Annotated in this window: 24 protein-coding genes; 12 read left to right on the forward strand and 12 right to left on the reverse strand. The window is 56.1% G+C overall.

What is annotated here, in order from left to right:
- Nucleotides 1-26 precede the first annotated feature (26 nt).
- The gene (locus B9P63_RS18980; protein ID WP_281252304.1) at nucleotides 27-191 is read left to right on the forward strand and encodes a BrnA antitoxin family protein; all 165 of its coding nucleotides are present in this window, start codon (nucleotides 27-29) and stop codon (nucleotides 189-191) included.
- On the opposite strand, the gene B9P63_RS04550 is transcribed toward B9P63_RS18980, so the two are convergent.
- Both B9P63_RS04550 and B9P63_RS04555 read right to left on the reverse strand, forming a co-directional pair.
- Complete coding sequence (locus B9P63_RS04550; RefSeq protein WP_085307381.1) at nucleotides 188-2,419, reverse strand: glycosyltransferase family 2 protein; 2,232 nt, start codon at nucleotides 2,417-2,419, stop codon at nucleotides 188-190. The genes B9P63_RS18980 and B9P63_RS04550 overlap by 4 nt on opposite strands.
- Nucleotides 2,416-3,453: a glycosyltransferase family 2 protein gene (locus tag B9P63_RS04555; protein ID WP_139816203.1), complete on the reverse strand. Its 1,038-nt coding sequence runs from the start codon at nucleotides 3,451-3,453 to the stop codon at nucleotides 2,416-2,418. Before B9P63_RS04555 ends, B9P63_RS04550 begins: the two co-directional genes overlap by 4 nt.
- A 133-nt stretch (nucleotides 3,454-3,586) precedes the next feature.
- On the opposite strand from B9P63_RS04555, the gene B9P63_RS04560 reads away from it, so the two are divergent.
- On the forward strand, nucleotides 3,587-4,360 hold the full coding sequence (locus B9P63_RS04560) for a class I SAM-dependent methyltransferase (RefSeq protein ID WP_139816204.1): 774 nt from the start codon (nucleotides 3,587-3,589) through the stop codon (nucleotides 4,358-4,360).
- Between the two features lie 32 nt (nucleotides 4,361-4,392).
- On the opposite strand, the gene B9P63_RS04565 is transcribed toward B9P63_RS04560, so the two are convergent.
- The 4 genes from B9P63_RS04565 to B9P63_RS04580 form a co-directional block, all read right to left on the reverse strand.
- Nucleotides 4,393-4,974 (reverse strand): hypothetical protein, encoded by a 582-nt coding sequence (locus B9P63_RS04565; RefSeq protein WP_085307384.1) that lies wholly within the window; start codon nucleotides 4,972-4,974, stop codon nucleotides 4,393-4,395.
- On the reverse strand, nucleotides 4,974-5,804 hold the full coding sequence (locus B9P63_RS04570; RefSeq protein WP_139816205.1) for a hypothetical protein: 831 nt from the start codon (nucleotides 5,802-5,804) through the stop codon (nucleotides 4,974-4,976). The genes B9P63_RS04565 and B9P63_RS04570 overlap by 1 nt, the downstream gene beginning before the upstream one ends.
- Nucleotides 5,801-6,862: a GSCFA domain-containing protein gene (locus B9P63_RS04575; protein ID WP_085307415.1), complete on the reverse strand. Its 1,062-nt coding sequence runs from the start codon at nucleotides 6,860-6,862 to the stop codon at nucleotides 5,801-5,803. Before B9P63_RS04575 ends, B9P63_RS04570 begins: the two co-directional genes overlap by 4 nt.
- Before the next feature lie 111 nt (nucleotides 6,863-6,973).
- On the reverse strand, nucleotides 6,974-7,948 hold the full coding sequence (locus B9P63_RS04580) for a glycosyltransferase family 2 protein (protein ID WP_085307386.1): 975 nt from the start codon (nucleotides 7,946-7,948) through the stop codon (nucleotides 6,974-6,976).
- 213 nt (nucleotides 7,949-8,161) lie between these two features.
- Here B9P63_RS04580 and B9P63_RS04585 point away from each other — a divergent pair, with 213 nt between their 5' ends.
- Entirely contained in the window at nucleotides 8,162-10,369 is a 2,208-nt protein-coding gene (locus B9P63_RS04585; protein WP_085307387.1) for a glycosyltransferase family 32 protein, read from the forward strand.
- Between the two features lie 3 nt (nucleotides 10,370-10,372).
- Here B9P63_RS04585 and B9P63_RS04590 read toward each other — a convergent pair whose 3' ends face one another.
- Genes B9P63_RS04590 through B9P63_RS04605 form a run of 4 tightly spaced genes read right to left on the reverse strand, consistent with a single transcriptional unit; the run spans nucleotide 10,373 to nucleotide 14,703 of the window.
- Complete coding sequence (locus B9P63_RS04590; RefSeq protein WP_085307388.1) at nucleotides 10,373-11,323, reverse strand: aldose epimerase family protein; 951 nt, start codon at nucleotides 11,321-11,323, stop codon at nucleotides 10,373-10,375.
- Nucleotides 11,320-12,258 (reverse strand): ParB N-terminal domain-containing protein, encoded by a 939-nt coding sequence (locus B9P63_RS04595; RefSeq protein ID WP_085307389.1) that lies wholly within the window; start codon nucleotides 12,256-12,258, stop codon nucleotides 11,320-11,322. The genes B9P63_RS04590 and B9P63_RS04595 overlap by 4 nt, the downstream gene beginning before the upstream one ends.
- Before the next feature lie 3 nt (nucleotides 12,259-12,261).
- Nucleotides 12,262-13,593 carry an AAA family ATPase gene (locus B9P63_RS04600; RefSeq protein WP_085307390.1) on the reverse strand — a complete coding sequence of 444 codons (1,332 nt, stop codon included), beginning with the start codon at nucleotides 13,591-13,593 and terminating at the stop codon, nucleotides 12,262-12,264.
- A gap of 48 nt (nucleotides 13,594-13,641) precedes the next feature.
- Nucleotides 13,642-14,703 (reverse strand): helix-turn-helix domain-containing protein, encoded by a 1,062-nt coding sequence (locus B9P63_RS04605; protein WP_139816206.1) that lies wholly within the window; start codon nucleotides 14,701-14,703, stop codon nucleotides 13,642-13,644.
- 485 nt (nucleotides 14,704-15,188) lie between these two features.
- Between B9P63_RS04605 and B9P63_RS04610 the strand changes: the two genes are divergently transcribed.
- The 5 genes from B9P63_RS04610 (at nucleotide 15,189) to B9P63_RS04630 (ending at nucleotide 19,934) form a co-directional block, all read left to right on the forward strand.
- Nucleotides 15,189-15,917, forward strand: a complete 729-nt coding sequence (locus B9P63_RS04610; RefSeq protein WP_176219102.1) for a 5-oxoprolinase subunit B family protein — start codon at nucleotides 15,189-15,191, stop codon at nucleotides 15,915-15,917.
- A complete protein-coding gene (locus tag B9P63_RS04615) occupies nucleotides 15,914-16,912 on the forward strand; it encodes a 5-oxoprolinase subunit C family protein (RefSeq protein WP_085307393.1) in 999 nt (332 codons plus the stop codon). Before B9P63_RS04610 ends, B9P63_RS04615 begins: the two co-directional genes overlap by 4 nt.
- The gene (locus B9P63_RS04620; RefSeq protein ID WP_085307394.1) at nucleotides 16,909-17,676 is read left to right on the forward strand and encodes a LamB/YcsF family protein; all 768 of its coding nucleotides are present in this window, start codon (nucleotides 16,909-16,911) and stop codon (nucleotides 17,674-17,676) included. The genes B9P63_RS04615 and B9P63_RS04620 overlap by 4 nt, the downstream gene beginning before the upstream one ends.
- Nucleotides 17,669-18,991: a CoA transferase gene (locus tag B9P63_RS04625; protein WP_085307395.1), complete on the forward strand. Its 1,323-nt coding sequence runs from the start codon at nucleotides 17,669-17,671 to the stop codon at nucleotides 18,989-18,991. Before B9P63_RS04620 ends, B9P63_RS04625 begins: the two co-directional genes overlap by 8 nt.
- A 118-nt stretch (nucleotides 18,992-19,109) precedes the next feature.
- The gene (locus B9P63_RS04630) at nucleotides 19,110-19,934 is read left to right on the forward strand and encodes a bifunctional allantoicase/(S)-ureidoglycine aminohydrolase (protein ID WP_085307416.1); all 825 of its coding nucleotides are present in this window, start codon (nucleotides 19,110-19,112) and stop codon (nucleotides 19,932-19,934) included.
- On the opposite strand, the gene B9P63_RS04635 is transcribed toward B9P63_RS04630, so the two are convergent.
- Nucleotides 19,935-21,314, reverse strand: a complete 1,380-nt coding sequence (locus tag B9P63_RS04635) for an aspartate aminotransferase family protein (RefSeq protein WP_085307396.1) — start codon at nucleotides 21,312-21,314, stop codon at nucleotides 19,935-19,937.
- A 304-nt stretch (nucleotides 21,315-21,618) separates the two neighbouring features.
- Here B9P63_RS04635 and B9P63_RS04640 point away from each other — a divergent pair, with 304 nt between their 5' ends.
- Nucleotides 21,619-21,825: a cold-shock protein gene (locus tag B9P63_RS04640; protein WP_009829425.1), complete on the forward strand. Its 207-nt coding sequence runs from the start codon at nucleotides 21,619-21,621 to the stop codon at nucleotides 21,823-21,825.
- 112 nt (nucleotides 21,826-21,937) lie between these two features.
- Here the strand turns inward: B9P63_RS04640 and bhcR are convergent, their stop codons facing one another.
- On the reverse strand, nucleotides 21,938-22,759 hold the full coding sequence (gene bhcR, locus B9P63_RS04645) for an HTH-type transcriptional regulator BhcR (protein ID WP_085307397.1): 822 nt from the start codon (nucleotides 22,757-22,759) through the stop codon (nucleotides 21,938-21,940).
- A 175-nt stretch (nucleotides 22,760-22,934) separates the two neighbouring features.
- Between bhcR and bhcA the strand changes: the two genes are divergently transcribed.
- Genes bhcA through bhcC form a run of 3 tightly spaced genes read left to right on the forward strand, consistent with a single transcriptional unit; the run spans nucleotide 22,935 to nucleotide 26,241 of the window.
- Nucleotides 22,935-24,101 (forward strand): L-aspartate--glyoxylate aminotransferase BhcA, encoded by a 1,167-nt coding sequence (gene bhcA / locus B9P63_RS04650; protein WP_085307398.1) that lies wholly within the window; start codon nucleotides 22,935-22,937, stop codon nucleotides 24,099-24,101.
- A gap of 14 nt (nucleotides 24,102-24,115) precedes the next feature.
- The gene (gene bhcB, locus B9P63_RS04655) at nucleotides 24,116-25,066 is read left to right on the forward strand and encodes a beta-hydroxyaspartate dehydratase BhcB (protein WP_085307399.1); all 951 of its coding nucleotides are present in this window, start codon (nucleotides 24,116-24,118) and stop codon (nucleotides 25,064-25,066) included.
- Between the two features lie 14 nt (nucleotides 25,067-25,080).
- The gene (gene bhcC, locus B9P63_RS04660; protein WP_085307400.1) at nucleotides 25,081-26,241 is read left to right on the forward strand and encodes a 3-hydroxy-D-aspartate aldolase BhcC; all 1,161 of its coding nucleotides are present in this window, start codon (nucleotides 25,081-25,083) and stop codon (nucleotides 26,239-26,241) included.
- Nucleotides 26,242-26,253: the final 12 nt, after the last annotated feature.

The following is a 26,253-nucleotide window of genomic DNA, read 5'->3' on the forward strand; positions in this document are numbered from 1 at the left end:
AATGGAGATGCCCGCGAGCTTAACCAATATTTCTTCGCCAGCGCAAACGCGGACGCCCGCCAATGCCCACGGAACAACGCAAACGCCGGGTCAATCTCATGCTGGCCCCCGATGTGATCGCAGCGCTCAAAGCGCGCGGCTCGATGAGCGCACAGGTGGACAAAATTTTGCGCGAGGCGCTTGGCCTTTAATGTGCCGTTTCGCCCTCAAGCTCGACCGTGAAAAACCACTCCACATCCGGATCGCGCGCGACGACCTCGTCGGGCACCACGTTCGGGCCTGACAGAAACACGTTCGATCCGAAATGAGCATGCAACCGCGCCAGTTTTTCCTGCCGCGTGCCTGTCAGCTCCGAAAAGAATTTCGAATAGTTCTCGCCCGCCTTCAACTCGTCGATCTTGGCACGGTGGCATGTCACCGAATGTTCGTGCGCCGCGGCAATCTCGGGATCGCTCATCAGCCGCGCAAGTTCTTCGCGCATCATCGGCAAGCGTTTCAGGATCGAGGTCTCTTCCTCGTAATTATTGTTCATGCGAAACCAGTAGGCGAGGCCCTGATCACGGTCCACATGGTTGACGCGGCCACGGTCCCGCTTGACCAGAAAACTCTCGGCAGAGCGCACAGCGTAGTGGTTCAGCTGCACCAGATCATAGCCATAGGTCTCGATGGTCGAGCGCCAGCCATTGCGAAACATCTCGCGCGGCAGCGGATCGCCCGAGCCGTTCACCCAGTTGATGTCTTCCCACAATTGCGGATTAAGCCCCTTGGGGCGATGCACGCCCAGCTTTTTGAATAGCCCGATATTCTGGAACAGCGTCTTGAACCCCCAAGCCTGATGCGGCTTGCGCGCGAACTCGGGCGCGCAGCGCAGAAACTGCTCGGTGATCGGCCTATCGACATAATCATGTACATCACTATTGCCGAACAAACGCCATGTCATCGCGATCATATTCGCGTCCGGCACAGCCTTGAACAACGTGTCCAAGGTCCCATCGCCAACCTTGATATTCACGAACTCGTCGACGTCGATGCAAGTCGCCCATTTGGAATTCTTGATCACGTCTTCCTCTTCAGCAGACTGAAGCGCTGCGTGTTGCGGTTTCAGATCCATCTCGCGAAAACGGTTCTCGCGCCACTGAACAATGCCTTTGCGTTCTAGCATTTGTAGCATCGTATCAGTGCCATCCGTGCAATCGTTGGTGTAGACAATAATATCGTCAAACCCGATTGCGCGGTGATAGGCAAGCCACTCCAGAATGAACGGACCCTCGTTTTTCATCGTCGTCACAATCGCGCAGCGGCCCCGGCCCTTAGGCACGCTGTCTTGTTCGATCTCGGGCATGCGCACGGGGTTATGACCCCAGAAGCCCACCGATTGCTCCAACAGCGGCGGATGCTCGATCAGCGATGTTTTCGGCACGATCTTGGAAATCGCCTCGCTCGGGTGGCGCAGCGACATATGACGATAGAAACCCATGGTGCACGCGGCATCGGCCACTGCATTGCCCATACGCACCAGCCGCCAGATCGCATCAACCGGCGCTTTGGACGGCGCGATGCACCAGCGTTGACGCCCGCCGCCCGCATCGAATTGCACGCATATATGATCGCCGAACAGCGTCGGGTGATCGTTGCGCACGCGCCACGGATAGCAATGCCGCCCGATCAGTGCGATCAATCCGCCCTCTGCTGCGACCGCCGTATCAAAGACCGACACCTCGCTGCGCATCAGCAGGTCATGCACATCGATATTAGCCACCGCGCGCACCTGATCAAGGAAACGCGCACGCGTGATCTCGTAATAGCACAGCGCGCCCAATGGTGCCTCCCATGGCGCGGGCGGCGGCACTTTCATACGGTCCTTGCCGGGCGCTTCGGGTACGCAAAACGGATTCGCTTCAGCTGGCAGATCAGGTTTGCCGAAGGGCACGTCGCTGCTCAGCAAGATCACCGTGCAGCCCAGTTTCGCCACACCTTTTTTTAGCGCTTTGGCAAAACCTTTGTCACTGCCGGGGCGCGCGCGATCAAAGATCACCGCACCGTTCATCCCATGCTGCTCCATGTGATAGCCCAGCCAGGCCAGCACCGTTTCCGCGTTCTCACCGTTGCGCACGGCGACCAACGCGTTCGCGCCTTCCAGCAAGTCTTGTTCTGCCTCAGCGGGTATAATATCAACTGGCTTGCCTGCAAACTCGAACCTTAACGCAACGTTTTGCGGCATCGCATAGCTCACATAAGGCGCGCCCCCGACCGAGCGCTCGGCTACCAGCTTTGCCCGTTCAGGCGCTTTGATGTCCACCAGATCGACGCCATTATCAAAGAACAGCGTGACGTGCCGCACGCCGTCAACCTCTGCCTCGACCGCATCCAAAAGGGTGATGGCTCCGACAGTCTGGCTTGCGAGTAAGCGCTCTATCATGTCTTGTCTTTCTGCAAAATTTCGATCTGCGCGCGCATAAAATCGCGCCCCTCTTGCGCGCTTGGCGGCGTGCTTCCTGTGAGAAGGCGGAGGCGGAAGTGCAAGCGCAATGTCTCGATATCGCCCATCGTCGCTTGATAAAGCGCGCTTTGCGCCGTGACACACGCAGCCACCTCACGCGACACATCCGGCAACCGAGCCATTTCAGCGCGCGTCGCCTCCAGCATCGGCAATATTTCTGTCGCCTCTTCATTGTTCCAGTTGCGCTCGGCCCAATAGGTCAGGCCAATCTCGCGCTCCATGTGATTGGGCAATCCGCGTGCGCGTTTGGCCAGAAATTCCTCTGTCGAACGCAGCGAGTAGTGGTTCAGCCACGCGCGGCGCGCGCCCTGCCCTATGCCATATAGCGAAATCGCGCCGTCACTGCTCGCGAACCCCGCTGGCAAGGCACCGCCATCCGGACCCAGCCAGCGCGCAGGCTTGCTTTTCTTTGCGCGCGGACGATGCACACCCAAAGCGCGAAAGGCGCTCGGGCGATGCAAGGTCTTAAACAAATGTCCCATTGGGAAATGCAAATCCTGCGGCGCGCCCAGTGTAAAGCGCTCGGGCGTCAGCCCCTCTGTGCGCATGTCCTGCCCGCCCGAGCCATAGAGCCGCCACGGCAGCGCCAGCGCATCGAACGCGCCTTTCTCTGCCTCCAGCGCCGAAATCAAATCCTGAACCGTTCCGCCCTTTGGCAAGCACAGGAATTCGTCGCAATCAAAGAATATCGCCCAATCCGCAGCGCCCAGCCAGGCATGATCCTGCGCCAGTTTCAGCGCCTGCCATTGCACTGACTTTTGACCCTTAGGGGCAAACGAAACATACGCGATACGTGGATCGGCAGCCAAACCCTCCAGCACCGCATCCGTACCATCCGTGTTGCCGTGTGACAGCACCAGCATCCGATCAAAGCCGGCCGCAAAATGGTGTGCAATCCATTCAAGCGCATACGCGCCATCATTGCGCATACAAGTGATGCCCAGAATACTCAAACCTGCTCTTAGCCTCCGCGCGCTACGCGCTTTTTACTTGCTTATACGGCAATCCCGTAACCAAAGTCATCCAAACCTAATTGATTGTTCACAGATTGTTGGCAATGAGTCACAAAACACAAAGGCCACCCCAATGATTACCTTTCAGCAAGCCATGTCCGCCATGGATGCACCCCAGATTACCGAAATCAACACCGATGCGCTTGATAACAGTGATGTGCTGAACCTGATCTTGCAACGGTCGGAAATTATCCGAGATCAAGAGAATTATAACCGCTACATTCGCGCATGGACCCGCGGCAATGATGCCCCTATTCTTGAGTTGATTGGCGTCATGGGCCGCGACACGCTCATTCGCCGCGCCGCAGCCTTCATTTATCTGGAGTTCGAGCAGCTTCGCCATATCTTCGATGACAAAGCCCCCAAGAAGATCGCCGATATCGGCTGCGGCTACGCTTTGTTCGATCTGTTTCTCGCCAAGGAATACGACAGTAAACTCGCGTTGATCGATCTCGAAAGCAACGACAATCGGCACTTCGGTTTCAAGGACTCCGGCGCGGCCTATTCAAGCCTCGCCAATGCGTCGAAATTTCTCGCAGCCAACGGCGTGAAGAAATCAGCGATCACAACTTTCAATCCCGAAGCGGACGATCTGAGCAAACTAAGCAAACTTGATTATGCCTTCAGCTTCATCTCCTGCGGCTTCCACTACCCGTGGTCAACTTACGAGGATTTCTTCAAGCACAACGTCGCCCCCGACGGCCGCATCATTCTTGATATCCGCAGCCACAAACTTGGCGATCATGTGCGCGAAATGTCAGGCATGGGCTTTGTGCGTTCCGTGGTAATGGCCGCGAATAACACCGCAGACCGGATTATGATCGTGAAATCGCTGAAAGCAGCTTAAGGGCAGAGGCCCGTCAGAACCGGTAAGCGTGCCTAAAAATGGCTTGCAAACTTCCCTATGATCTCGGTCAGCTTGTCGCGCGGCAGCGACGTTTCATCTACCTCGAAGCGAGCCATGTTATCGACGGTTTCCACCTTCTCAAGGTAGTCCTCGATCACATGATAGCCCTTGCGCCCCTCATAATCATCAAACAAAAGCGTGGTTTTTTTGATGCTGCGCAGCATCGCAGTAAGTGCGCAGGCCACACGAAAACGCCCGTCCACCAGAATGACATCGGGGTGCTTGAACTCTTCTGAATCCCAGATCGAAAGCGGATAAAGGTGATAGCGCTGAAAGCCTGATCCGTCCTTTGGGCTACCCCATTTCCCCGTGGGGCCGATGTTCACATGCTGCATGACAGGCATCGAAATGGGTTTGGCTTCTTCAAACCAACCCCGCATCATCTTGGTCCAGACCCGCGAGCTTTCGACCGAGAAAATTGTCTTACCCGGCATTTCAGAGGCCATCACAGTTGATCCACCACTGCCGTATTCCAAAATCACATCCGCTACCTCGTAATGCTTGCGCACAAGTGCACCAACATCAGCTGTGAACGTTAATTCCGGTCTATCCATTATGCGGCCGCCTGTTCGTTTTCTTTATACGCTAACGTAGGAAAAGCGCGGCGCAAAGCGCCTTTCGAGAACCAGTGCTCCCAACATGCACGCCCAAAGGCCGCATTCATGTGAAACACATCCAGCGCGCGGTGCTCGCCGCCACCGCCCTCGCGAAACTGCTTGGAGCCCTCGGAATATCGCTGATCCGTCATCACCCCGTCCTTGATCGTTTCCTGAGGTTGGCGCAAAATCTGGAAACCCTCTGCCTCCAGATGCTGATCAAGCCCTGCCATAATGCGCGTTATGAATGCACCATCCACCGCTTCGATAATCGGGCTATACAGCGCCTCGCGCCATCCAATCTGCATCAGAACTTCGCTCAGAAACGGCTGCCACACGATGAAGATCGGCGCATCGGTATGGGCGCGCAGCGTGCGCGCCGTGTGCAACATCATCCCGTCTTTGAGCTCGTCCCAAAGCGCCTCGATCAGCGTTTCATCACTCACGAACTGTCGTGCAAAAGCGTGGTTATTCGTGCTCGGCGTTGCGAAATCTGCATAGTTGCGAAACAGGTAGTTCGGGAAAAATTTCATCCCCGTGAGCACGAAAGCCTCATACTGTTCCGGCACGACGAAATCGCCTGTCATGGAAATCCCCTTGAAGAACGCCGCCGCCTCCGGCTCGCACGGGCCAAGCTTTCCACCCACTTCACCAAAGCTCTTCATGCCGTCCTTGAGACAGCCGAAGAAATCAGCGCGCACATGATGTGCGAGGCCATCCAGAGGCGGCCAGCCATCTTTGAGGGCCGCCACATGGGAATTCCCGATAACGCATAAATTGGATGTCATTTGTTAAACGCCTCCAGAAGGATTTCTTCGCAGACCAGATCATCGCCCGCTTGCTCCCGCTCATGGTCTTTGGTCGCCTGTTGCGGTGTAGTCGCGCCGCCGCGTGGGTCATGCTCGTTCAGGAACACGCGCATCGCGTTTTCCACGCCTGGTGCAGAGACGGATCGCAAGTTGCGCTCATAGAATATCCCGCGCGAGGAGGGCGCAGTGATCAGCTCATACGACGGGTAATAGTCGATCATCTTGTTACGCTGGCTTAGCTCTCCGCAAACACCGCGCAGGACCGATTTGGAATAGGTGCTGGCGCTTAAAACATGATCGCCGCAGGCCGTTGCTGTCAAAGGCACGGGCGACACCGTAATGATACACTTGAGCCGCCGTCCACGATGGGCGCGCATCAGCTTGAGGAAACTGGAAAACGCATCAATCGTTTCGCTGTGCGTATAATTGTGAAACGCATAGACCTCGGGATCAAACGCGCCTGCAATATTGCCGGGTGCCGTCGGATAGACCGTGCCAGTTTCGCGGTGAATCCACGCTTCCGTCAAACCGAATGTAAACACAAACACATCCATCTCCATGAACATCTCCGCCACGTTGCGCAGATGGAACCGTCGCGCAAGCATTGCCTCTTCGGCGGTGGCCCAACCGTTTGGCTCAACGCCGGGGCGCTGCGCATCATAGAAACGTCCGTTCTTTTCCCAGATCGGCTCTGCAGGAGCGAGGCCGTCCAGCGCCTCGCGCGCGAGTTGCAGTAGCTGCGCGGGGGTGTAGATGTTGCCGAAACGGCAAGTATAAATACCAAAGCTACGGTCCTTGGCGCTCTGCTCGCTCAGGCCCGCTGGCGCAGGCTCCATCTGCATCACATTGAAACTGCGCCCTTTAAGATTGCGCGCAATATGCTGAGCAAAACAACTGCCCGCCGTGGCAATCGCTTCGCTTTTACGGATGCCGAATTTGCGGTGATAAAGATCGTCCATCGCCAACGGACTTTTCTCTGCGACACCGCTACTCCAAAAGGCGCGCGGCTCCAGTCCTGAATAGGGAGACTCTGTCATGTCAAATGTCCTGCCTGTCGCAGGGTAGTCCCCCGCTTTTTCAGGATCATGTTTCATCGGCCTTTATGGCGACAGTATGGCAATTTTGAACGTATTGTTCACAAATTTGCGCTAACCCTTCACGCTTTTCTGCAAACCTGCGGTCAACTCGTCCATCTCCGGGTCCATCTTCATCGCTGCCGCTTTGCGCTTGTGCCAGGCGACCGCTTTTTCATGCAATTCGCCCAGGAACTTATCCGCCTTGAACTCTTTCACCCATTTATCGCTCGCCTTTTTGTAACGATCAATCGAAGTGTCTTTTTCATCGTTCAGATTGAATTTGTTCCAATAATCCATGCCAAGCACATGGCTCGAATGGTTGGCCCGCCCGCGCGCGCGCTTAATCAAAAAACTCTCCATTGAGCGCAGCGCATAGTGGTTCACCTGTGCATGCGTGAACAGCGGTGGGTTTTCTGTGCGCTCACCGTTAACCACATAATCCGCGCCACCAGGCAACACACGTTTGGTGTTTGCCACATGCTCATCCAAAGACACTGGCGCGTGCAAGCCCATGCGCTGAAACTTATCCTGATTGGTGTAGATGGATTTGACAAATTTGCCTGTCGTTGGACGCTCTTTCTCGTCCCACTCAAATTCGCCCATGCGGAACTGCTCGGTCACGGGCGCGTCCTTCAATTCTTCGATGCCATCGGGCCCAAAAATGCGCCATGGCACGGAAATCACATCCGCATCTTCCCCAGATCCCTCTACCAAAGCACGCGCCGATCCATCGCCGATGTGGATATTCAGGTACTCGTCCACATCGCACACGAAGACCCATTTCGCCTTCATCACCTCGTCATATCTACGCGAGGCCTGACGCAGCGCCGAGCGATGAATCCCCGCCTTGCGCACAATGGTGTTGTGCTGGATCACATGACCCATCTCTTGCAAACGCAGCAGAATATCGACCGTCGGGTCGGTGCAATCATTGGTGCAGACCAAGATATGATCAAACCCGAGGGTTTTGTAATGTGCCACCCAATCCAGAATATAGGGGCCTTCGTTCTTCATCGTCGAGACGACGGTATGGGTATCAGTGCTCATATTTGCCCCACCAACAAAACTGCTATCTTTGGATCGTTATAGGTAGTATCTTTGGATAGCAAATTAGTGCAACCACTAATTTTGGTGCGCGAAGCGCGTGCACATAGATTCCCTTCATTTGTGATCTGATGGTACACAAACACCACGCAAGACCCTAGGGTGGGACAAAATAAGCCACCCTGAACGGGGGCAACAGGCATGAGGAAGCACGGTATGACGCGCACACGCGAAGTCGGAACACTCTGGATCGGCGGCCCGCTCAGCTGGATGGAACAGCTTTGCCTCAAGTCCTTCGTGGACAAGGGGCAAAGGATCACACTGTTCAGTTATGAAGACATCCCGAACGTGCCAGACGGCGTTATCCGCCGCGATGGTCGCGAGATTATCGACACCGATGATTTCATCAAATACGAGCAGAAAAACAGCTATGCGCTCTTTGCCGACTGGTTCCGTCTGCACATGATCCAGCAATGTCCCAGCATGATCTGGATCGACACGGACGTCTATTGCCACCGCCCCATGGAGTACGACAGCGATTATGTTTTCGGCTATGAGTTGCCCGGCGAGCACCGCGTCAACAACGCCGTGCTCGGGATGCCAAGCGATAGTGAGATTTTGCGCCAGATGATCGAATTTACCGATGATCGCTACTCTATCGCATCGTTTCTGCCAAAGAAACGACAACAAACCATGCGCCGCATGGCAAAACGCGGCAAACCTGTGCATATCACCGAACAGCCCTGGGGCGTTTGGGGGCCGATGATGATCACCCACTATGTGCACGAACTTGGCCTTGAGGAACATGTCCAAGGCCTTAACGCCTTTTATCCCGTCACCTTCCGCGAGCGTTTCAAATTCATGCGCGGTGCGGAACTGGCCGCTGGATTAATCACCGATGACACCACCGCGCTGCATCTTTGGGCCTCGAACAAACGCCAGCTCGGCAAAATCCACGATGGCCTACCACCCAAGAAAAGCTACCTCGAGAAGCTGGTAAACAAGCACGGCATCAACCCTGCCCTCGCTCCAATCAAAGGGCGGGGCAACACAACGTTCGACGGCGCGCTCATTGATGATCTGGACCTAAGCGAAGTCGCCTCCATCGCCGACCTGACCGGCACCGCACGCAGCTTTGTTTTGGCGACGCATCACAAGTTCGACTGCGACATCCATCTGATCAACGCCAATCGGCGCGGCAAGTTCAAAGAGGGCGATGAGGACTGGCTGAAAGCCTACATCAAATTCCTACTCGAACATGACGTAGAGGAAGATCGCATCAAAATCATTCGCGATGAAAAAGACCTACGCACGGTCGATGTGCTGTGCAACCTTGACGGCTACGGTGATCGCTACAAAGTGCCATTTCTCGAAAAATTTATGGATAGATGTCTGCATTCCGACACCCGCGTCTTTATGGACGTGCGCAAAGGTTCAGGCGGCTTTCCCTTTCTCAATCGCTATGGCTCCAACACCGCACTTTCGACCCGCGAAACCGATGACGGCGAAGTCACCCGCGTGCGCATGACGCCAAAACCTCCTGAAGTCACCGATCCGGAGGGAAGCTGGGACAGGCTCGCCGCCGAGCTGGCTGGCAAAGATGGCTGGTATCGCCCCGGCACCAATGGGCACAGCTTCCTCTACATGCCACGCTCGACTGATACATTGGTTGTGACTTTCGACAATCTTGATATTGCCATGACCAAACGCGAAGATCGCCGCCCTTGGGGCTATAGCTTCATCAAGGATCAGGGCTGGTCCATGCTGGGCGTACTGGCTGGTGGCTGGACATGGTATCGCGAGCAGTGGGTCTCGGATCAGTTCGATCAATTGCAAAAAGAAGGCTTCTTCAAACAGTTTCGGCGCGTGGTATTTTACGGTGCTTCCATGGGCGGTTATGCCGCCTGTGCCTTCTCCCCCGCTGCGCCGGGCTGTGATGTTGTCGCGATCTCCCCGCAAAGCACCGTGGACAAGTCTGTTGTCCCGTGGGAGAGCCGCTACAAGGTGGTCTGGGACCGCGACTTCAATGGCAAGTATGGCGATGCTGCCAAAGTCTCTAAAGCGGCGAACAGGGTCTCGATCCTCTATGATCCTTACGAGCCGCTCGATGCCCAGCACGCCGCGCGCTTCACCGGCAAGAACGTGCAACACTTGCGCGCGCCGCTACTGGGGCATCGCCTTGGCTCATCGCTCAACCAGATGGGAATCCTTTCGCCCATTATCCTTGGCGCGCTTGATGGAAGCTTAAGCAGCGAGGATTATTACAAACTCCTGCGCACCCGTAAAACATCGCCGCGTTATCAACGCGAGTTGTTCAACAAGGCGGTGGACAAGGGACACACAGAGCTGGCCAAATCCTTGGGCGAGCATATCCTCAAGCAGAATCCCAACCGCGCCGTGCGCATCGGCATGCGGGCGTTGTAGTCTCTAATCCGCAGTGTGGAGTCTGAATTCAGACGTGACGCGATAGGTCTCTCCCTTGCGCAGTGTCATGCTGGGAAAGCCGGTCTGGTTCACCGCGTCAGGCCAGACCTGCGGCTCGATCGCCAGCCCTGCGCGCGCGAGGCGCAAGTGCCGCCCGTCATAAATCTGCACCCCCGTCTCCGTACTCGCCACTTCCAGCGTCACGCCGCTTTTGGGGCTGTGTAGCCACACCACCGCACACAGCGGCGCACGCGCGCGGCTCAGGCAGAAATTGTGATCAATCCCAGCACCGCCAATCGCCCTCGCTTGGCTAAAATCAAAAGCGCTCTTCTTGAGCGGCGCAACCTCCCCCGTCGGGATCAGCGCAGCATCAACAGGCAGGAAATGCTCAGCCGCGATGCGCAACTCATGGGCGTCGATGTTCGCTTCACCCGAGAGATTCCAATAGCCGTGTGGCGCAAAACTGCACAGCGTATCTGCATCGCTTGTCGCCGTGATCTCCAAGCGCAGCACCTCTGCCTCGACGCGGTAGCGTGCTTGCACATCCAGCGCGCCAGGAAAGCCCATGTGCCCATCGGGCAGATGCAGCGTCAATGTCACCTGCGCCGCGCTGTGATCCAAGATCGTCCAGATCAACTGCCCTGCCCCGTCAGAACCACCGTGCAGACAGGCACCGTTTGGCTCGTTCGCGTCCAGACTACTGGCAACCCCATCAATCATTGCGCGCGCACCGGCAATCCGGTTGGCGACCCTGCCGACCACCGCGCCCGCATATTTCAGCGGTCCCAGATACGGCTCAAACCGCTCGCTGCCGACAACCATTTGTGCACCATTAAACAGCACGCTTTGCACGCTCGCGCCATAGCTGAGCACCTGAACCTTCAACCGCCCCTCGCCGATCGCGACACTGTGTACGGCGCGCCCGTCGGGCATCTGCCCAAAGGTGCTGATCAACTGCGCGTCGCCATCCGCGACGCCAAATATCGCGAAAAATCTTCAGCTAGCTTTTGAGGTTCCATTTCACCAAGCCCGTTGCCTTTGGCCTTGATTGTGAAACCGCCCTGCGCAGATTTTATATCCACGGATATACCACCCTGCGCAAAGGACCCGAGCTTGGCATCCACCTTCGGCTTCGCCTCAGTAACCTTACCACGTTTGAGTTTGGGAATAATCGAGCGGTACGCACGCTTTGGCGTGTTCACAACGTCCACCTCGGCCAAAATCCGGTCGCGCAACAGCACGCAAGCAAGCCCAAGCGACACATCTCCCTGCGCCACGCTCAAGCGCTGCGCAACTTCCTCCTGTGTCAAATCAGACAGGCTCTCGGCTAAAAGACCGATAGAGAGCAACTCTTCAAAACCACTCAGATCTTTGCGCATCGTATTCTCGTGAAAGCGCTCTTCAAGGTCCGCGAGCGCTACGTCCCCCATTTCCGTCGAAAGGATTGCAAGCACCGGAAGCCCAAGTTGACGGCACACTTCCAACCTACGCCGGCCCGATTGCACCGTAAACAAGGCGTCGGTTTCCAGCGGGGCATCAGGATTTGGTGCCCAATCAGCGGTCAATGGACGAATGCGGATAGGCTGTGTTTGACCACGCCGCGAGATGTTCGCCTTCAGCGCCTCAAAATCATCATCATTACTCCAGGCACCAAAGCGATCACTACCTGCTGTATCAACCACCTGTTCCGGATCAAGTGAGAGCGCAACAGTGCCATTTAAAATACCTGAAAGAAGCGAGCCATGGGTGTCGTCAATCCGCTGTTTGAGCAAGTTCATAGCAGAACCTGCCCACATGCCGCCCATCGCAGGTTTCGTTGCTGGCGCAACGGTTTGGACTTCCTCCTCAAGAGGGGGCAATCCAGCGTCAAGTTTACGTTTCTTAGCCATGTCTTAACTCCAACGATCTTTAATGAATTGAGCGGCAAAGCCACGCTCTGGAAGCTCCGGCCAGACCCTTTGAACCAACGCGTCATTCACCGCGTTTGCATTGGTCATAAAAGCGCGCGCAGAGGTGCGGCGCGATTTCGGCGGCAGATACTCGTAGATGCTTTTGTACTCCTCAGAGGCATTGGCAATCGCATCAGAACGGTTGTACCAGACCTGCATAATCTCACGTGGAGCGCGGCGATAGAGGTCTAAGATTTGGTCCGTGTCCTGATTGTTCTGCTCCTGCACGATCGTGGGCAAGACCACATGTTCGCCTTTGCCTATTTCGATATCTCCCTCGAATCCCATAATGAATTCCAGGTATTCACCGATGTTAGAAACATATGTGGACAGCGTCGCAAGATCGAAGCCCTTCATGGTCTGCGGAATCACCACCGTATCAGCCGCGATCAAACCATTGAGTTGCATCAGTGTTAACGATGGCTGCTGGTCGATTACGATAACATCCACCGTTTCATCCAAGGCTTGCTCGTAAGCGATAAGATCAAATGATCCATCCGCACGCCGCAGATCGGCGGCGTTCGTTTTGGCACCATGCGCGCTGTCCCAGCTTGCAATCGCCTCTTTGAGGATACGGTAGACCGGTATCTGTGACTGACGCGAGAGAAAGAACAGACTGATATCGCCGTTCTGGATGTTTGCGCCCCCTGGAATAAGTTTGATACCAGGCCAAGGCGTCGGCTGCCAAATAGCGTTCAACGCATCAGGGGAGGGGGTATTTAGGGTCTCCGCGCCCGGATCATCGACGCCCATGAAGTCTGCAAGAGTTGGCGTATCTGGCTGAAACAACGGCAGGGCTTCATCGGCAAAATACAGACTGACGGTTGCCTGTGGGTCGGCATCGATGACGCCAACGCGCAGGCCATAGAACAGGTTAACATATTGCGCGAAATGCGCCGCAGACAAACTTTTGCCAGTGCCACCTTTTTGCGCTCCAAAGGTGACGACCTTAACGGGCTCACCTGGTTTACGCCAATGCAGATGCTGACGCCGCGCGCTTTTGTTGGAACCTATCAGTGAACGGACAAGCATGATTTCAGAGGGCGAGAACGTGCGCTCGCGGCCGATTTTTTCGCCCTCCGGGAAGTCAGATTCTTCATTCGAGACACGCGCTAGATAAGTAACATCAACTGATAATAGCTCAGCCACCTCTGTCATGGAAAAACGGCGTGCAACACGGGTGCGCAAGGTTAAATCGCGCTGAAGTTTTGTGTTCACACTGCCCATGACTCGGGTCATGTTGCGGATGAATTGTTCGAAATTGCCGTAGGCCATATGAAATATATCCGCGGATATAGGGTTTGAAAGGAACGTTCTGCAGGATCAAGCCGCCTGTTTGACCGCCAAACTGGGTGATTGGGCGCTGCGTTGCAACTTCTTTTGCGATAATTCCCACCGGTGCAGATATTGTTTTAACACGCGATGCATTGCTTCGCTACGGTTTGATGCACCTGCTGCGGTTCGCAACTCATCAAATTGCGGTGCGCTCGGTGGTTTACGCCAATGAGGCTGCCACGCCGCGCGGACGGTCTTCACGAAGGCCGACAAACCAGTTTCAGTGATGCCGCCTTTGGCAAGGGTAATGCTTTGCACCTTTAATTCATTCGGATCACAGAATACGCGAAGTGACGCCCAAAGAGTCGTGAGGCTTGCCTCAATCACTTTCTTTTCAAGCGGTGAAGGCAGCCTTGAGCTAACAATATTCCTAGTTTCTTCTAGCAAGGCACAAGGTACTGGAGCGTTGAAGTCAGGGAAGGGTGCAGCTTTTGCCAAATCAGACCATTTAGTAAAAACAGACACCAATTCGGGCGTTTCAGAAATCGTTTCCAATTTTTTAGAAGGTTTTTGTTTTTTATGGATATGGTTTTTAGAGTTTACTCTGCATTCAGTTGGCTGAACGCTGCATTCATCTTTCTGAATGGGCGCGGGGATGGGCTGTGTCGTAAGATTTGCGCGCCAATCCTTCCAGAAGGTTACGCAGTATTTGAGACGGTAGTTATACCCATTGGCCATACGCTGCGACAGGGTCTGCACCAATTCGAGTGCGCGCAGTTCTGTGATGTAGCCGGATATCGCAGCTTTAGAACGCCCGATTCGGACGCTCAGTTGACCAAGCGAGGGCCAACACTCTCCAGTACGATTTGCCATGCGGCAGAGTTCTACTAGTAGACGAAACGCGCCGGGGCTCATCTCAATGTCCATTATATCAGAGGGTAGCGCGACATAGCCTCGTGCCGGATCGAATTCATGTAAAGACGCCATATTTTTCCTGTTCCCCGAAGCGTAAAGCTTGCGGTGATTCTGGCATTCTGCTATCAAGGCCATAGGAAAAGCGTGATAGCGAAAGCTGTTCGTTCCGGGCTTTGAGTGGTTGCCGCCGCTCAAAGCCCTTTCTTTTAGGGCGGTTTTTATGCGGGCTTTATGTCATCGCCTTGGTCCTTGCTCGTGTGCAGATGCGCCAAGGCCAAACGTCGAACGCTAGTTTGCGCAAGATGAATGGCGTGGTCGGTCTACGTCTTTGCCCGCCCTTTGATAGGGCGATGCTGGTTTCTTGTACTAACTGCCTCTGAGATCGATTCTGATCCCTTATACGTTGTGTTTGAACCATTAATGCCGCGAAAGCCATGTTTAGTGCAAGACATTCTGTGCTTTGGCTTGGGGGTGCTGTGTTTTTCTGAAGTCTGGATGTTTACATCTTTTACTTAAGCCTTTGAAAAGATAAATAAAATCCAAATTGTCCGTGCACTGCGTCGAGTAAAGCTTGATTGCGTAAAACTCTCATGGACACGGCAAAGCAGGCGAATCACCGCCCCCCTTGTGAATTGTGGGTCTGCATGATGCAGTGGCACAGTAACCGCGACGGACTTGAAATGACTCAGCAAACTGCTTTTCCGAATCTGTCCTACATTGGCGTCGATGGCGTTTTGGTGCGCTTTGGCGCAACGGTGACGGAAAAGGTTAATCGCGCTGCGCTGGCGTTTCACGCACACGTAAGTACCGCCGATCTGGACGGCGTTTTGGAAAGCGCACCTTCGCTGACCGCGGTTTACTTGCGGCTCGACATTTTTGGGGATGTGGAGCGCACGTCTCAAAGCATCGAGGCCGAAATGCGCGCACAGGATTGGTTCGTGCCAAAATCAGCGGCGGGGCGCATTTGGACGATCCCCTGTTGTTTTGATGGACCGGACTTGGCCGAGACGGCGAAGCTGGTCGGGTTGAGCGAGCGCGCAGCGATTGCAGAAATCACACAAACGCAAGTGCGTGTGCTGACACTTGGCTTTGCGCCGGGTCAGCCCTATCTAGGCAATCTTCCGGAGCGTTGGAATTTTCCACGTCTCGGCGGAATTACCCCGAACGTGCCTGCGTGCGCACTGGTGGCTGCGGTGAGCCAGTTGGTGATTTTCGCTAATGATACGCCGACGGGCTGGCGCCATATTGGCGATACGCAGTTTCATGATTTCAAGGTGGATCGTCCGGAGCCGTTTGCGTTTCGTGCGGGTGATCTGGTGCAATTCGCAGTGGTGGGGCGCATAGAAATAGACGCGCTGGCGGGAGCGAGCGACGGCTTTGGTGGTGCGACATGCGAAGCGCTGACATGAGCGCGCTGATCGTCCAGCGCGCTGGACCTGCAGTGACGGTGCAGGACGGCGGTTGGAGCGGCACGCTTGCCAGCGGTCTGTCGCGTGGTGGGGCGGCGGACGTGCGCGCGCTGACAGAAATCTGGGCGCTTTTGGGTGAACAGAGCGCGGTTCTTGAAATGGCGGGCACGGGTGGGCGGTTCACTTGCGATGGCCCGCTGCGCATTGCGCTGAGCGGTGCCAAGATGGCGGCGAGCCTTGATGGGGCTGCGCTTTTGTGGGGTGCGGTGCACCGCATGGAGGCGGGGCAGGTACTTGATATCGGCGCGGCGTTGAACGGGGTTTATGGCTACCTTGGCGTTGGAGGCGGTTTCGACACGCCGCATTTTCTTGGTTCGGCCAGTACGCATCGCGCATCGCGCCTTGGGCATGTTGTGCAAGCGGGTGATCTGCTGGCGATTGGCAAGGATAGCAAAGCGAAGCGTGTTGGGCTGGCCTTGCGAGAGACTCGCCAACGCGTGGGGCCAATCAGGATCGTGGCGACGGCGCATACGGACCTCTTTGGTGCAGAGGTTTTAGAGCGGTTCCAAGCGGCGGACTTCACCCGCTCGAACCAAGGTAACCGTCAAGGTGTTGCGCTGGAGTGCGCCGAGAGTTTCGCGCTGGAGGGCGGTCAGTCGATCCCGTCCGAGACGGTGATCGCGGGGGATATTCAGGTGCCGGGGCAAGGCGCGCCCTATGCGCTGCTTGCGGATTGCCAGACCACGGGGGGCTACCCGAGGATTGCCGCGATCTTGCCATGCGATCTGCCGCGCGTGGCGCAGGCCGTGCCGGGGACGAGCCTGCGATTCACCATGATCACGCGCCAAGAGGGGATCGCAGCGGAACTGGCAGAGCACAAGGCGCGCGCGGCTTTGGGCAGAGCGTGCGCGCCGATTTTGCGCAACCCGAGCCAGATGAATAATTTGCTGTCTTATCAATTGATCAGCGGCGCAATTGCGGGAGATGAGGAATGACACGAACCGTCGATTTGAATGCGGATATGGGCGAGAGCTTTGGACCTTGGATCATGGGGCGTGATGCCGATTTGCTCAAAATTGTAACCTCTGCCAATATTGCTTGCGGCTTTCATGCGGGCGATCCTGATGTGATGGCCGAGACCATGGCGCTGGCCGTGAAGAACGGTGTGGGCATCGGCGCGCACCCGGGTTTTCCCGATCTGCGCGGTTTCGGGCGCTATCGCATCCAGATGCCGCTGGATCAACTGGCCAATGCGGTGAGTTATCAGGTGAGCGCGGCGCAGGGCATGGCGCGTGTGGCGGGCGGCGAGATGCGCCATGTGAAGTTGCACGGCGCTCTTGGAAACATGACCTCGGAAGATCAGGAGATGGCGAAGGTGTGCTACTCAGCGGCGCTGGACATTGATCCTGATCTTTATGTGATGGTGCTGGCGGGGACAGCGCAGCAGCGTGCGGCTGAAAGTCTTGGTGCAAATTTTGCAGCGGAGATTTTTGCGGATCGCGCTTATAACGATGATGCAACACTGGTGGACCGAAGGTTCAAGGGCGCGGTGATCCATGACGCGCATCTGGCAGCCAAGCGGATGGTGGCGATGGTGCAAGAGGGCGCAATTATCACCGAAAGCGGTAAAAGGATCGACGCGCGTATCGACACGATTTGCATGCACGGTGATACGCCCGAGGCCGTGGAGATTGCCCGAGCGGTACGCGCGGCTTTGGAAACGGCGGGGATCTTGGCAAAAGCGTTTCCGCATGGGTAATCCGTTTTGGGATCAACTTTGCGCTGCTGTTTTTAGCGAACCGGCTGCGCCCTATGGCGTGACAGGAGAGGGGCGTTTGCCCTCGGTCTACAAGACCTCCGATTTTGCAGAAGCGACGATTGGACTGGCTGGGACCGCTTTTGCGCGTTTGCAGGGCGGCGCAGTGGCGGTGGATCGGCGGTTTGCCTCGCTCTGGTTTGATATGACGCTGCGGCCTATTGGTTGGCAAGTGCCCTCGCTTTGGGATGCGGTTGCGGGGAACTATGCGTGCAAGGATGGATGGATTCGTTTGCACACCAGTGCGCCGCATCACCGCGTTGCGGCCTTGTCGGTTCTGCACGTGCCAGCGGAGCGCGCGGCTGTTGCCGAGGTGATTGCTGGCTGGAACGGTGCGGAATTGGAGTGCGCGGTTGTGGCGGCCAATGGCTGCGCGGCACAGATGCGCAGCGCTGAGGATTGGGGAGAGCATCCGCAGGGCAGGGCGGTCGCGGCAGAGCCTTTGGTGCATTGGGAGGATCATGGGGAATGTGCGCCTGATGCGCGCGCTGGTTTGCGGGGCACCAAGGTGCTTGATCTCACGCGGGTTTTGGCAGGGCCGGTTGCAACGCGGTTTCTGGCAGGCTTTGGGGCGCAGGTCTTGCGCATCGATCCGCCAAGCTGGAACGAGACGAGCGTGGAGATGGAAGTCACGCTGGGTAAGCGCTGCGCTGGTTTGGATTTGAAGCAGTCGAGGGATTTGGCGCGGTTGAAAGTGCTGCTGCGCGAGGCGGATGTGTTTGTGCATGGGTATCGTGCGGATGCTTTGGAGCGGCTTGGACTTGGTGACGGCGTGCGCCGTGCACTCAACCCGAATTTGATCGACGTGCGGCTGAACGCCTATGGGTGGGGCGGGCCTTGGCGGGAACGGCGCGGGTTTGACAGCCTCGTGCAGATGAGCTGCGGGATTGCCGTGCACGGGATGTTGGAGGCGGGGGCGGACAAACCTGTCCCACTGCCTGTGCAGGCGCTGGATCATGGGACGGGCTATCTGATGGCGGCTTGTGTTTTGGAGGCTCTGGCGCAGCGGCGCGCGGGGCGTGTGCGTTCGGCAAAAGTGTCATTGGCGCGCACGGCGCATTTGTTGATGCAGCATCCTTGCGCGCAGGTTGAAAGCGGCGCGATTGTGTTGGCGGCTAGTGATTCCAGCGCGCGCATTGAGGCGACGGGCTGGGGCGATGCACATCGTATCAAAGTGCCGTTGAAGGTTGGCGGGCAGGGGCCTGTTTGGGCGCTTCCTGCAAGGCCGCTTCGCGGTGATCCTGCGCAATTTTCTTGAAAGACGGAAAACCGCGAGAGATTGTCAAATAATTCAAAAGGTTCTTTTCGGCATTCAGGCGCTTGGCGATCGCGGCGTGAGGCCCCAAGTTTGGTCCAATCAACATCCGGAGCAGAGCATGACCAAACGCACATATTTCGCACCCCAGGGCGGGCATCCGGGTCAGGAGCAGATGCTCACAAGTCAGGCGATTTTCACCGACGCCTATGCGTTTATTCCCGCCAGCACGATGCGCGATATCGTGACCAGCTTTCTGCCATTCTGGGATAAGACCCGCCTTTGGGTGATTGCGCGCCCGATGACAGGGTTTGCCGAGACGTTCTCGCAATATATCATGGAAGTGCAGCCAGGAGGTGGGTCTACGCGGCCCGAACTTGATAAAGCGGCGCAGGGTGTTTTGTTTGTGGTCGAGGGTGAAGTGACCGTCAGCTTCAAGGGCGAGAGCCATGTTTTGAGTGAGGGAGGCTATGCCTATTTACCCGCTGGCATGGATTGGACTTTGACTAACGCTGGCAGTGGGGTCGCGCGTTTTCACTGGCTGCGCAAAACCTATGATGCGGTTGAGGGGTTAGATGTGCCAGATCCCGTGATTGCCAACGAGAATGATATCGAACCTACCGTGATGCCCGACACCAATGGCGGTTGGGCGACCACGCGCTTTGTGGACCCCAACGATTTGCGCCATGACATGCACGTGACTGTTGTCACGCTGATGCCCGGGAATGTGATCCCCTTCATGGAGACGCATGTGATGGAGCACGGGTTATACGTGCTTGAGGGCAAGGCGGCTTATAAACTCAACGCGGATTGGGTTGAAGTTGGTCCCGGTGATTTCATGTGGCTGCGCGCGTTCTGCCCGCAGGCGTGCTATGCGGGCGGTCCGGGTCCGTTTCGCTATTTGCTCTATAAGGACGTGAACCGCCACGCGAAGTTAGGGCTGTAACTAGCCCAAGATTTCGGTGATTGAAGCGAGCGTCGCTGCCACCACTTCATCCGCTTGATCGCGGGTGAGGGAGAAGGGTGGAGCGAAGCCGAGGATATCGCCCTGGGGCATGGCCCGTGCGATCACGCCGTGTTCCAGCATATTGCCAACGATCTGCGGGGCGATCTTGTCGGAGGCATCGAAGAAGGTGGGCGTTTCACGTTCTTTGACCAGTTCTACGGCGCAGAGCATGCCCTCGCCGCGAATTTCACCGACGTTGGGATGATCCGTTAAAGCGTCCCGCATGGCGCGGTTGAGATATGCACCAACGGTTTTCGCGTTGCTCATCAGGTCCAGATCATCGAGCAGTTTGAGATTGGCGACCCCCGCAGCGGCGCCGATGGGATGGGCGGAATAGGTCCAGCCATGACCGATGGGGCCGAACTCATCCGTGCCGCGTTCCAGCACTTCCCACATACGATCTGAAATAATGGAACCGGAAAGGGGCGCGTAGGCAGAGGTGAGACCCTTGGCGATGGTGATGATATCAGGGGTCATGCCGTAATGCGTAGAGCCAAACATGGTGCCGAGGCGCCCGAAACCTGTGACGACCTCGTCCGCAATGAGCAAGATGTCGTGTTTTTGTAAGACTGCTTGAATAGCCTCCCAATAGCCCACAGGGGGCGGAACGATGCCGCCCGTGCCAAGAACCGGCTCGCCAATGAAGGCCGCGATGGTGTCTGCGCCCTCGGCCTCGATCATCGCCTCCAGCTTGGCGGCGCAGTGGTTGGAGAAGTCTTGCTCGCTCATCGAGCGATCTGTGCGGCGGTAGTAATAGGGTGCTTCTGTGTGCAGCACGCCTGCGAGCGGCAGGTCAAATTTCTTGTGGAAAAGTTCGAGGCCCGTGAGCGAGCCTGTCATCAGGCCCGAGCCGTGATAACCGCGCCAACGCGAGATGATTTTCTTCTTTTGCGGGCGGCCGAGGATGTTGTTGTAATACCAGACCAGTTTGATGTTGGTCTCGTTCGCGTCGCTGCCGGATTGACCGTAATAGACATGGTTCATCCCTTCGGGTGCGCGATCAGCAATCATCTTGGAAAGGGTGATCGAGGCCTCGGTACCGTGGCCAACGTAGGAATGATAATAGGCGAGTTCATGTGCTTGCGCGGCAATAGCGTCGGCGATTTCCGTGCGGCCATAACCGACGTTGACGCAGTAAAGACCCGCGAATGCGTCAAGTGATCTGCGCCCCTCTCGGTCGGTAATGTGCACACCATTGGCTCCCGTGATGATCCGGTTGCCCATTTCACGGCGCGCGAATTGGCCGAGATGTGTCGAGGGATGAAAGAAGTGATCGTGATCCCACTGGGTCAATTGATCGTTGCTAAGGGCCTTGTTCATCACATCTCTCCTGTTTTGTGCAGTGCGTTTCCCGTACCGCAGCACAGCTAGACAGGAAGCGCCACGCGAGGTAAATCCCCCTTGAGGCGAAAATTTTGCGGCGTCAAAATAGGGTGAACCTTGTGCGCGCGGGAAAACGCCTGCTGGGTGTATCGAATCCTTGCAAATTCCAGCACTCGGCCTTATATGGCAGTTGCGACGTTACCACTATCGACCCTACTGCTCCTATCGACGGCTCAGTTTCGATCTTGCACTGACTAGCCGACCTGCCGCATTCCGTGGGCAGTATATTAGGAGAATTACGATGGCTACTGGCACCGTAAAATGGTTTAACACTACAAAAGGCTTCGGCTTTATCGCACCAGACGGCGGCAGCAAAGACGTGTTCGTACACATCTCTGCAGTTGAGCGTTCCGGCCTGACAGGTCTTGCCGACAACCAGAAAGTAACTTTCGACATCGAGCCCGGCCGTGACGGTCGTGAGGCAGCGATCAACATCGCACTGGCATAAGCCGGTCTTCCTTTCGGGGAGTGTGAAAGTTAAGTAATTAAAAAGGCGCTCTGGAGACAGAGCGCCTTTTTTGCATTTGGTGCAGCTTGAATTTTCTTGAAAATTCGCAGGATCATTTCGCTCCAAGAGCGCGAGAGACATCATTTGCTGCGCGCATGACGGCTGTTGAAAGCGTCTCCACCTGCTCCACCGTCACGCGCGTGGTTGGGCCAGATACAGAAAGACCGGCAATGACCTCGCCATATGCGTTGCGAATAGGGGCGGCGATGCAACGCATACCTAGATTGCGTTCCTGATCATCGAGGGAATAGCCGCGGGACTTGATTGCAGCAAGATCGGCGGTGAGGTCGGGCAAAGTGGATTTGGTGTATTCGGTGAAATGCTCAAGGCCTTTGGCGGCGAAGCTGTTGATTTGCGGCTCGTCCATATGCGCCAATAGCGCCTTGCCGATGCCGGAGGCGTGCATTGCGGATAGGGTTCCGGGGGCGAAGAAGGCGCGAATGGGGGCTTGGGTTTCGACCTGCGACACGAACAGCACCGCGCCGTTTTTCTCGATCCCGAGGTTCGCGGTCTCGCCCGTTTGCTCCATCAAAGCGCGCAGGATCGGGCGCGAAACATCGATGAGGCTGGTGCGGCGCAAGAACACCGATCCGATCTGATAAGCCTCCGGTCCGATGTGCCAAGTTTGAGCCGCCTCATCCGCCTCGACGATGCCATGTAGCGCGAAAGTGGTGAGCACGCGGTAAAGGGTAGCGGGGGATTCGCTCATGGCTTGTGCGAGTTCAGAGAGGGTCGCGCCCTCGATCTGCGCGAGTTCGGAGAGGACACAGAGCGCGCGGTCGAGTGATTTGATCGTGTTTTGTTCGGTTTTTTCATTGAATGCGCGGGGGCGGCCACGCTGGCGGCGTGGCTCAGATTCGGGGTATTTGGCCATAGTTTTGGTGCCACCCTTTTACTTTTAAAAATTGTTTTCACATTATGAAAAATTCAAGCATCTGACAATGTTTGATTTTTCGAAATTTCAAAAAAATGAAAAATAATTTCAAAAAAATTTCACATAGCAGATAGTTAGTCTAGCCTGAGCTAATAATCCGTTAGGAGACGATGTCATGAGCTTTCAAAATCCAGTTTTCATTCCCGGCCCCACGAACATGCCCGAGGCGATCCGCCAAGCGTGTTACATGCCTACGATTGATCACCGCTCCCCTTTGTTCGGCAAAATCTTGCATCCTTGCCTTGATGGTGTTCGCCGCGTTCTGAAATCTGAGTCGGCGCATATTTTTATTTTCCCATCTACGGGAACGGGCGGTTGGGAAACGACGCTAACCAACACGCTGAGCGCGGGCGATAAGGTTCTGGTTGCACGCAACGGCATGTTCTCGCACCGCTGGATTGATATGTGCCAGCGTCATGGCCTTGATGTTCAAGTGGTCGAGACGCCTTGGGGCAATGGTCTGTCCGTCAATGAATACGAGGCTATCCTGAAAGCCGACACAGGCCACACGATCAAGGCGGTTCTGGCGACGCATAATGAAACGGCGACGGGCGTGAAATCTGACATCGGCGGTGTGCGCAAAGCGCTCGACGCAGCAGCACACCCTGCATTGTTCTTCGTGGATGGCGTCTCTTCCATCGGCTCCATGGATTTTCGCATGGACGCGTGGGGCGTGGACGTTGCGGTCACGGGTTCGCAGAAGGGATTCATGCTGCCTGCAGGTCTTGCGATTGTTGGGTTTTCCGCCAAAGCACGCGCGGCTGTGGAGACGGCGACCCTGCCGCGAACCTTCTTTGACATTCGTGACATGGAAAAGGGCTATGCGGCAAACGCCTTTCCCTATACTCCGCCTGTCGGCTTGATGAATGGTCTGAAGCTTGCCCTTGAAATGATCGAGGCGGAAGGCCTTGAGAACGTGTTCAAGCGTCACACGCGGATCGCTACGGGCGTGCGCCTTGCAGTGGATGCCTGGGGTCTTGAGCTTTGTGCGACAAGTCCTGACGTCTATTCAGATAGTGTCTCGGCAATCAAAACACCCGAGGGCTTTAACGCGACAGATGTCGTGACGGTTGCCGCTGAGAAATATGGTATGGCCTTCGGTGTCGGCCTTGGCGAAGTGGCAGGCAAAGTGTTTCGCATCGGGCATCTTGGTAGCCTCACGGATGCGATGATGCTGTCAGGTTTGGCCACGGTAGAAATGGTGATGGTCGATCTTGGGCTTGATATCAAGCTGGGATCGGGCGTTGCCGCTGCACAAGAATTCTATCGCCACGGTTCTTAAGGAAGGCGCTGATTATGTATATTCCAACCTATCAAGACATGCTGGACGCGCATGAGCGGATCAAACCCTACATCAACCGCACCCCTGTGCGTACCTCGAAGTTTTTGAATGAGCTGACAGGCGCTGAGCTATTCTTCAAATGTGAGAACTTCCAAGAGGCGGGCGCGTTCAAAGTACGTGGGGCCAGCAACGCAGTGTTTGGTTTGAGCGACGAGCAGGCCAAGCTGGGCGTTGCGACGCACTCCTCCGGCAATCATGCGTCCTGCCTGAGCTATGCAGCGATGTTGCGGGGTATTCCGTGCAATGTGGTGATGCCAAGCACAGCGCCGCAAGCCAAGAAAGATACGGTGCGCCGTTATGGCGGTGTGATTACAGAGTGCGAGCCATCCACCAGCGCTCGCGAAGAAACTTTTGCCAAGGTGCAAGCGGCCTCGGGAGGTGATTTTGTGCATCCCTACAATGATCCACGGGTGATCGCGGGGCAGGGCACCTGCGCGCGTGAGTTGATGGAGCAGACAGATGGGCTGGAAATTGTCATGGCCCCGATTGGGGGCGGGGGCATGATTTCGGGAACGTGTTTGACGCTCTCGCATCAAGCGCCCGAAGTGCAGATTATCGCAGCAGAGCCGGAACAGGCAGACGACGCGATGCGCAGTTTCAAAGCGGGGTATATTATTGCGGATGATGCACCCAAGACGATTGCGGATGGGCTGCTGGTGCCTCTGAAAGAGCGGACTTGGCATTTCGTAAGCAATCATGTCACCGACATTTTGACTGCGTCCGAGGAAGAAATCATCGATGCGATGAAATTGACTTGGAAGCACCTGCGCATTGTCATGGAGGCGAGTTCGTCCGTGCCACTTGCGACGATTTTGAAGAACAAAGAACGCTTTGCGGGCAAACGTGTCGGCATCATCATTACAGGCGGAAATGTCGATCTCGACAAGCTGCCATGGCTTAAGTGAACGGAGAGAACACCATGAAAGATATCAATTTTGATGAGTTGGAAGTTGGCTATGATGTTCCTGCCGTTCCCGGCATGGACGAAGCGGACATCCAGACGCCTTGCCTTGTGCTGGATCTGGACGCGCTTGAGAGCAACATCAAGAAGATGGGCGATTATGCCAAAGCGCATGGCATGCGTCACCGCGTGCACGGCAAGATGCACAAGTCCGTAGACGTCGCAAAGTTGCAAGAGAGCCTTGGCGGATCTTGCGGTGTGTGCTGCCAGAAGGTGTCTGAAGCGGAAGTCTTTGCGCGCGGTGGCATCAAGGATGTGATGGTGTCCAACCAAGTGACGGATTTGGCAAAGATCGACCGCTTGGCGCGTATGCCGAAATTTGGCGCGCGCGTTTTGTGCTGCGTTGATGATCCAGACAACGTGGCGAACCTGTCTGCCGCGGCAGTCAAGCATGGTACGCAGATCGAAGCGCTGGTTGAGATTGACTGCGGCGCAGGGCGTTGCGGCGTGACCACGACGCAGGACGTTGTGAATATCGCGAAAATGATCGACGCAGCGGAAGGTCTGAAATTTGCAGGCATCCAAGCCTATCAGGGCGCTATGCAGCATATGGATTCTTATGTGGATCGCTCGGGAAAAACGGCGATTGCGATCGATATGGTCAAGGATGCGATTGCCGGTCTGAAATCCGTGGGTCTCGAGTGCGATATCGTTGGCGGCGGCGGCACTGGTTCGTATTACTTCGAGAGCAATTCGGGTGTGTTCAACGAGCTTCAGTGTGGCTCCTACGCGTTCATGGATGCGGATTATGGCCGCATCCTCGACAAGGACGGCAAGCGCATCGACGAGGGTGAGTGGGAGAACGCGTTGTTCATCCTAACGACCGTGATGAGCCATTCCAAAGCCGACAAAGCGATTGTCGATGCGGGCCTCAAGGCGCAATCGGTGGATAGCGGTTTGCCAACTATTTATGGGCGCGACGATGTCACCTACCTCAAGTGCTCGGACGAGCACGGGGTAGTGGGTGATCCCGACGGTGTGCTGAGAGTGAATGACAAGCTGAAGTTGGTGCCGGGTCACTGCGATCCTACCTGCAACGTGCATGACTGGTATGTGGGTGTGCGCGGCGGCAAAGTGGAAACGCTTTGGGCTGTGTCTGCGCGCGGTAAAGCGTATTGATATATCGGATTG

Origin of the sequence: Planktotalea arctica (assembly GCF_002105285.1) — a bacterium.
Taxonomy (GTDB): domain Bacteria; phylum Pseudomonadota; class Alphaproteobacteria; order Rhodobacterales; family Rhodobacteraceae; genus Planktotalea; species Planktotalea arctica.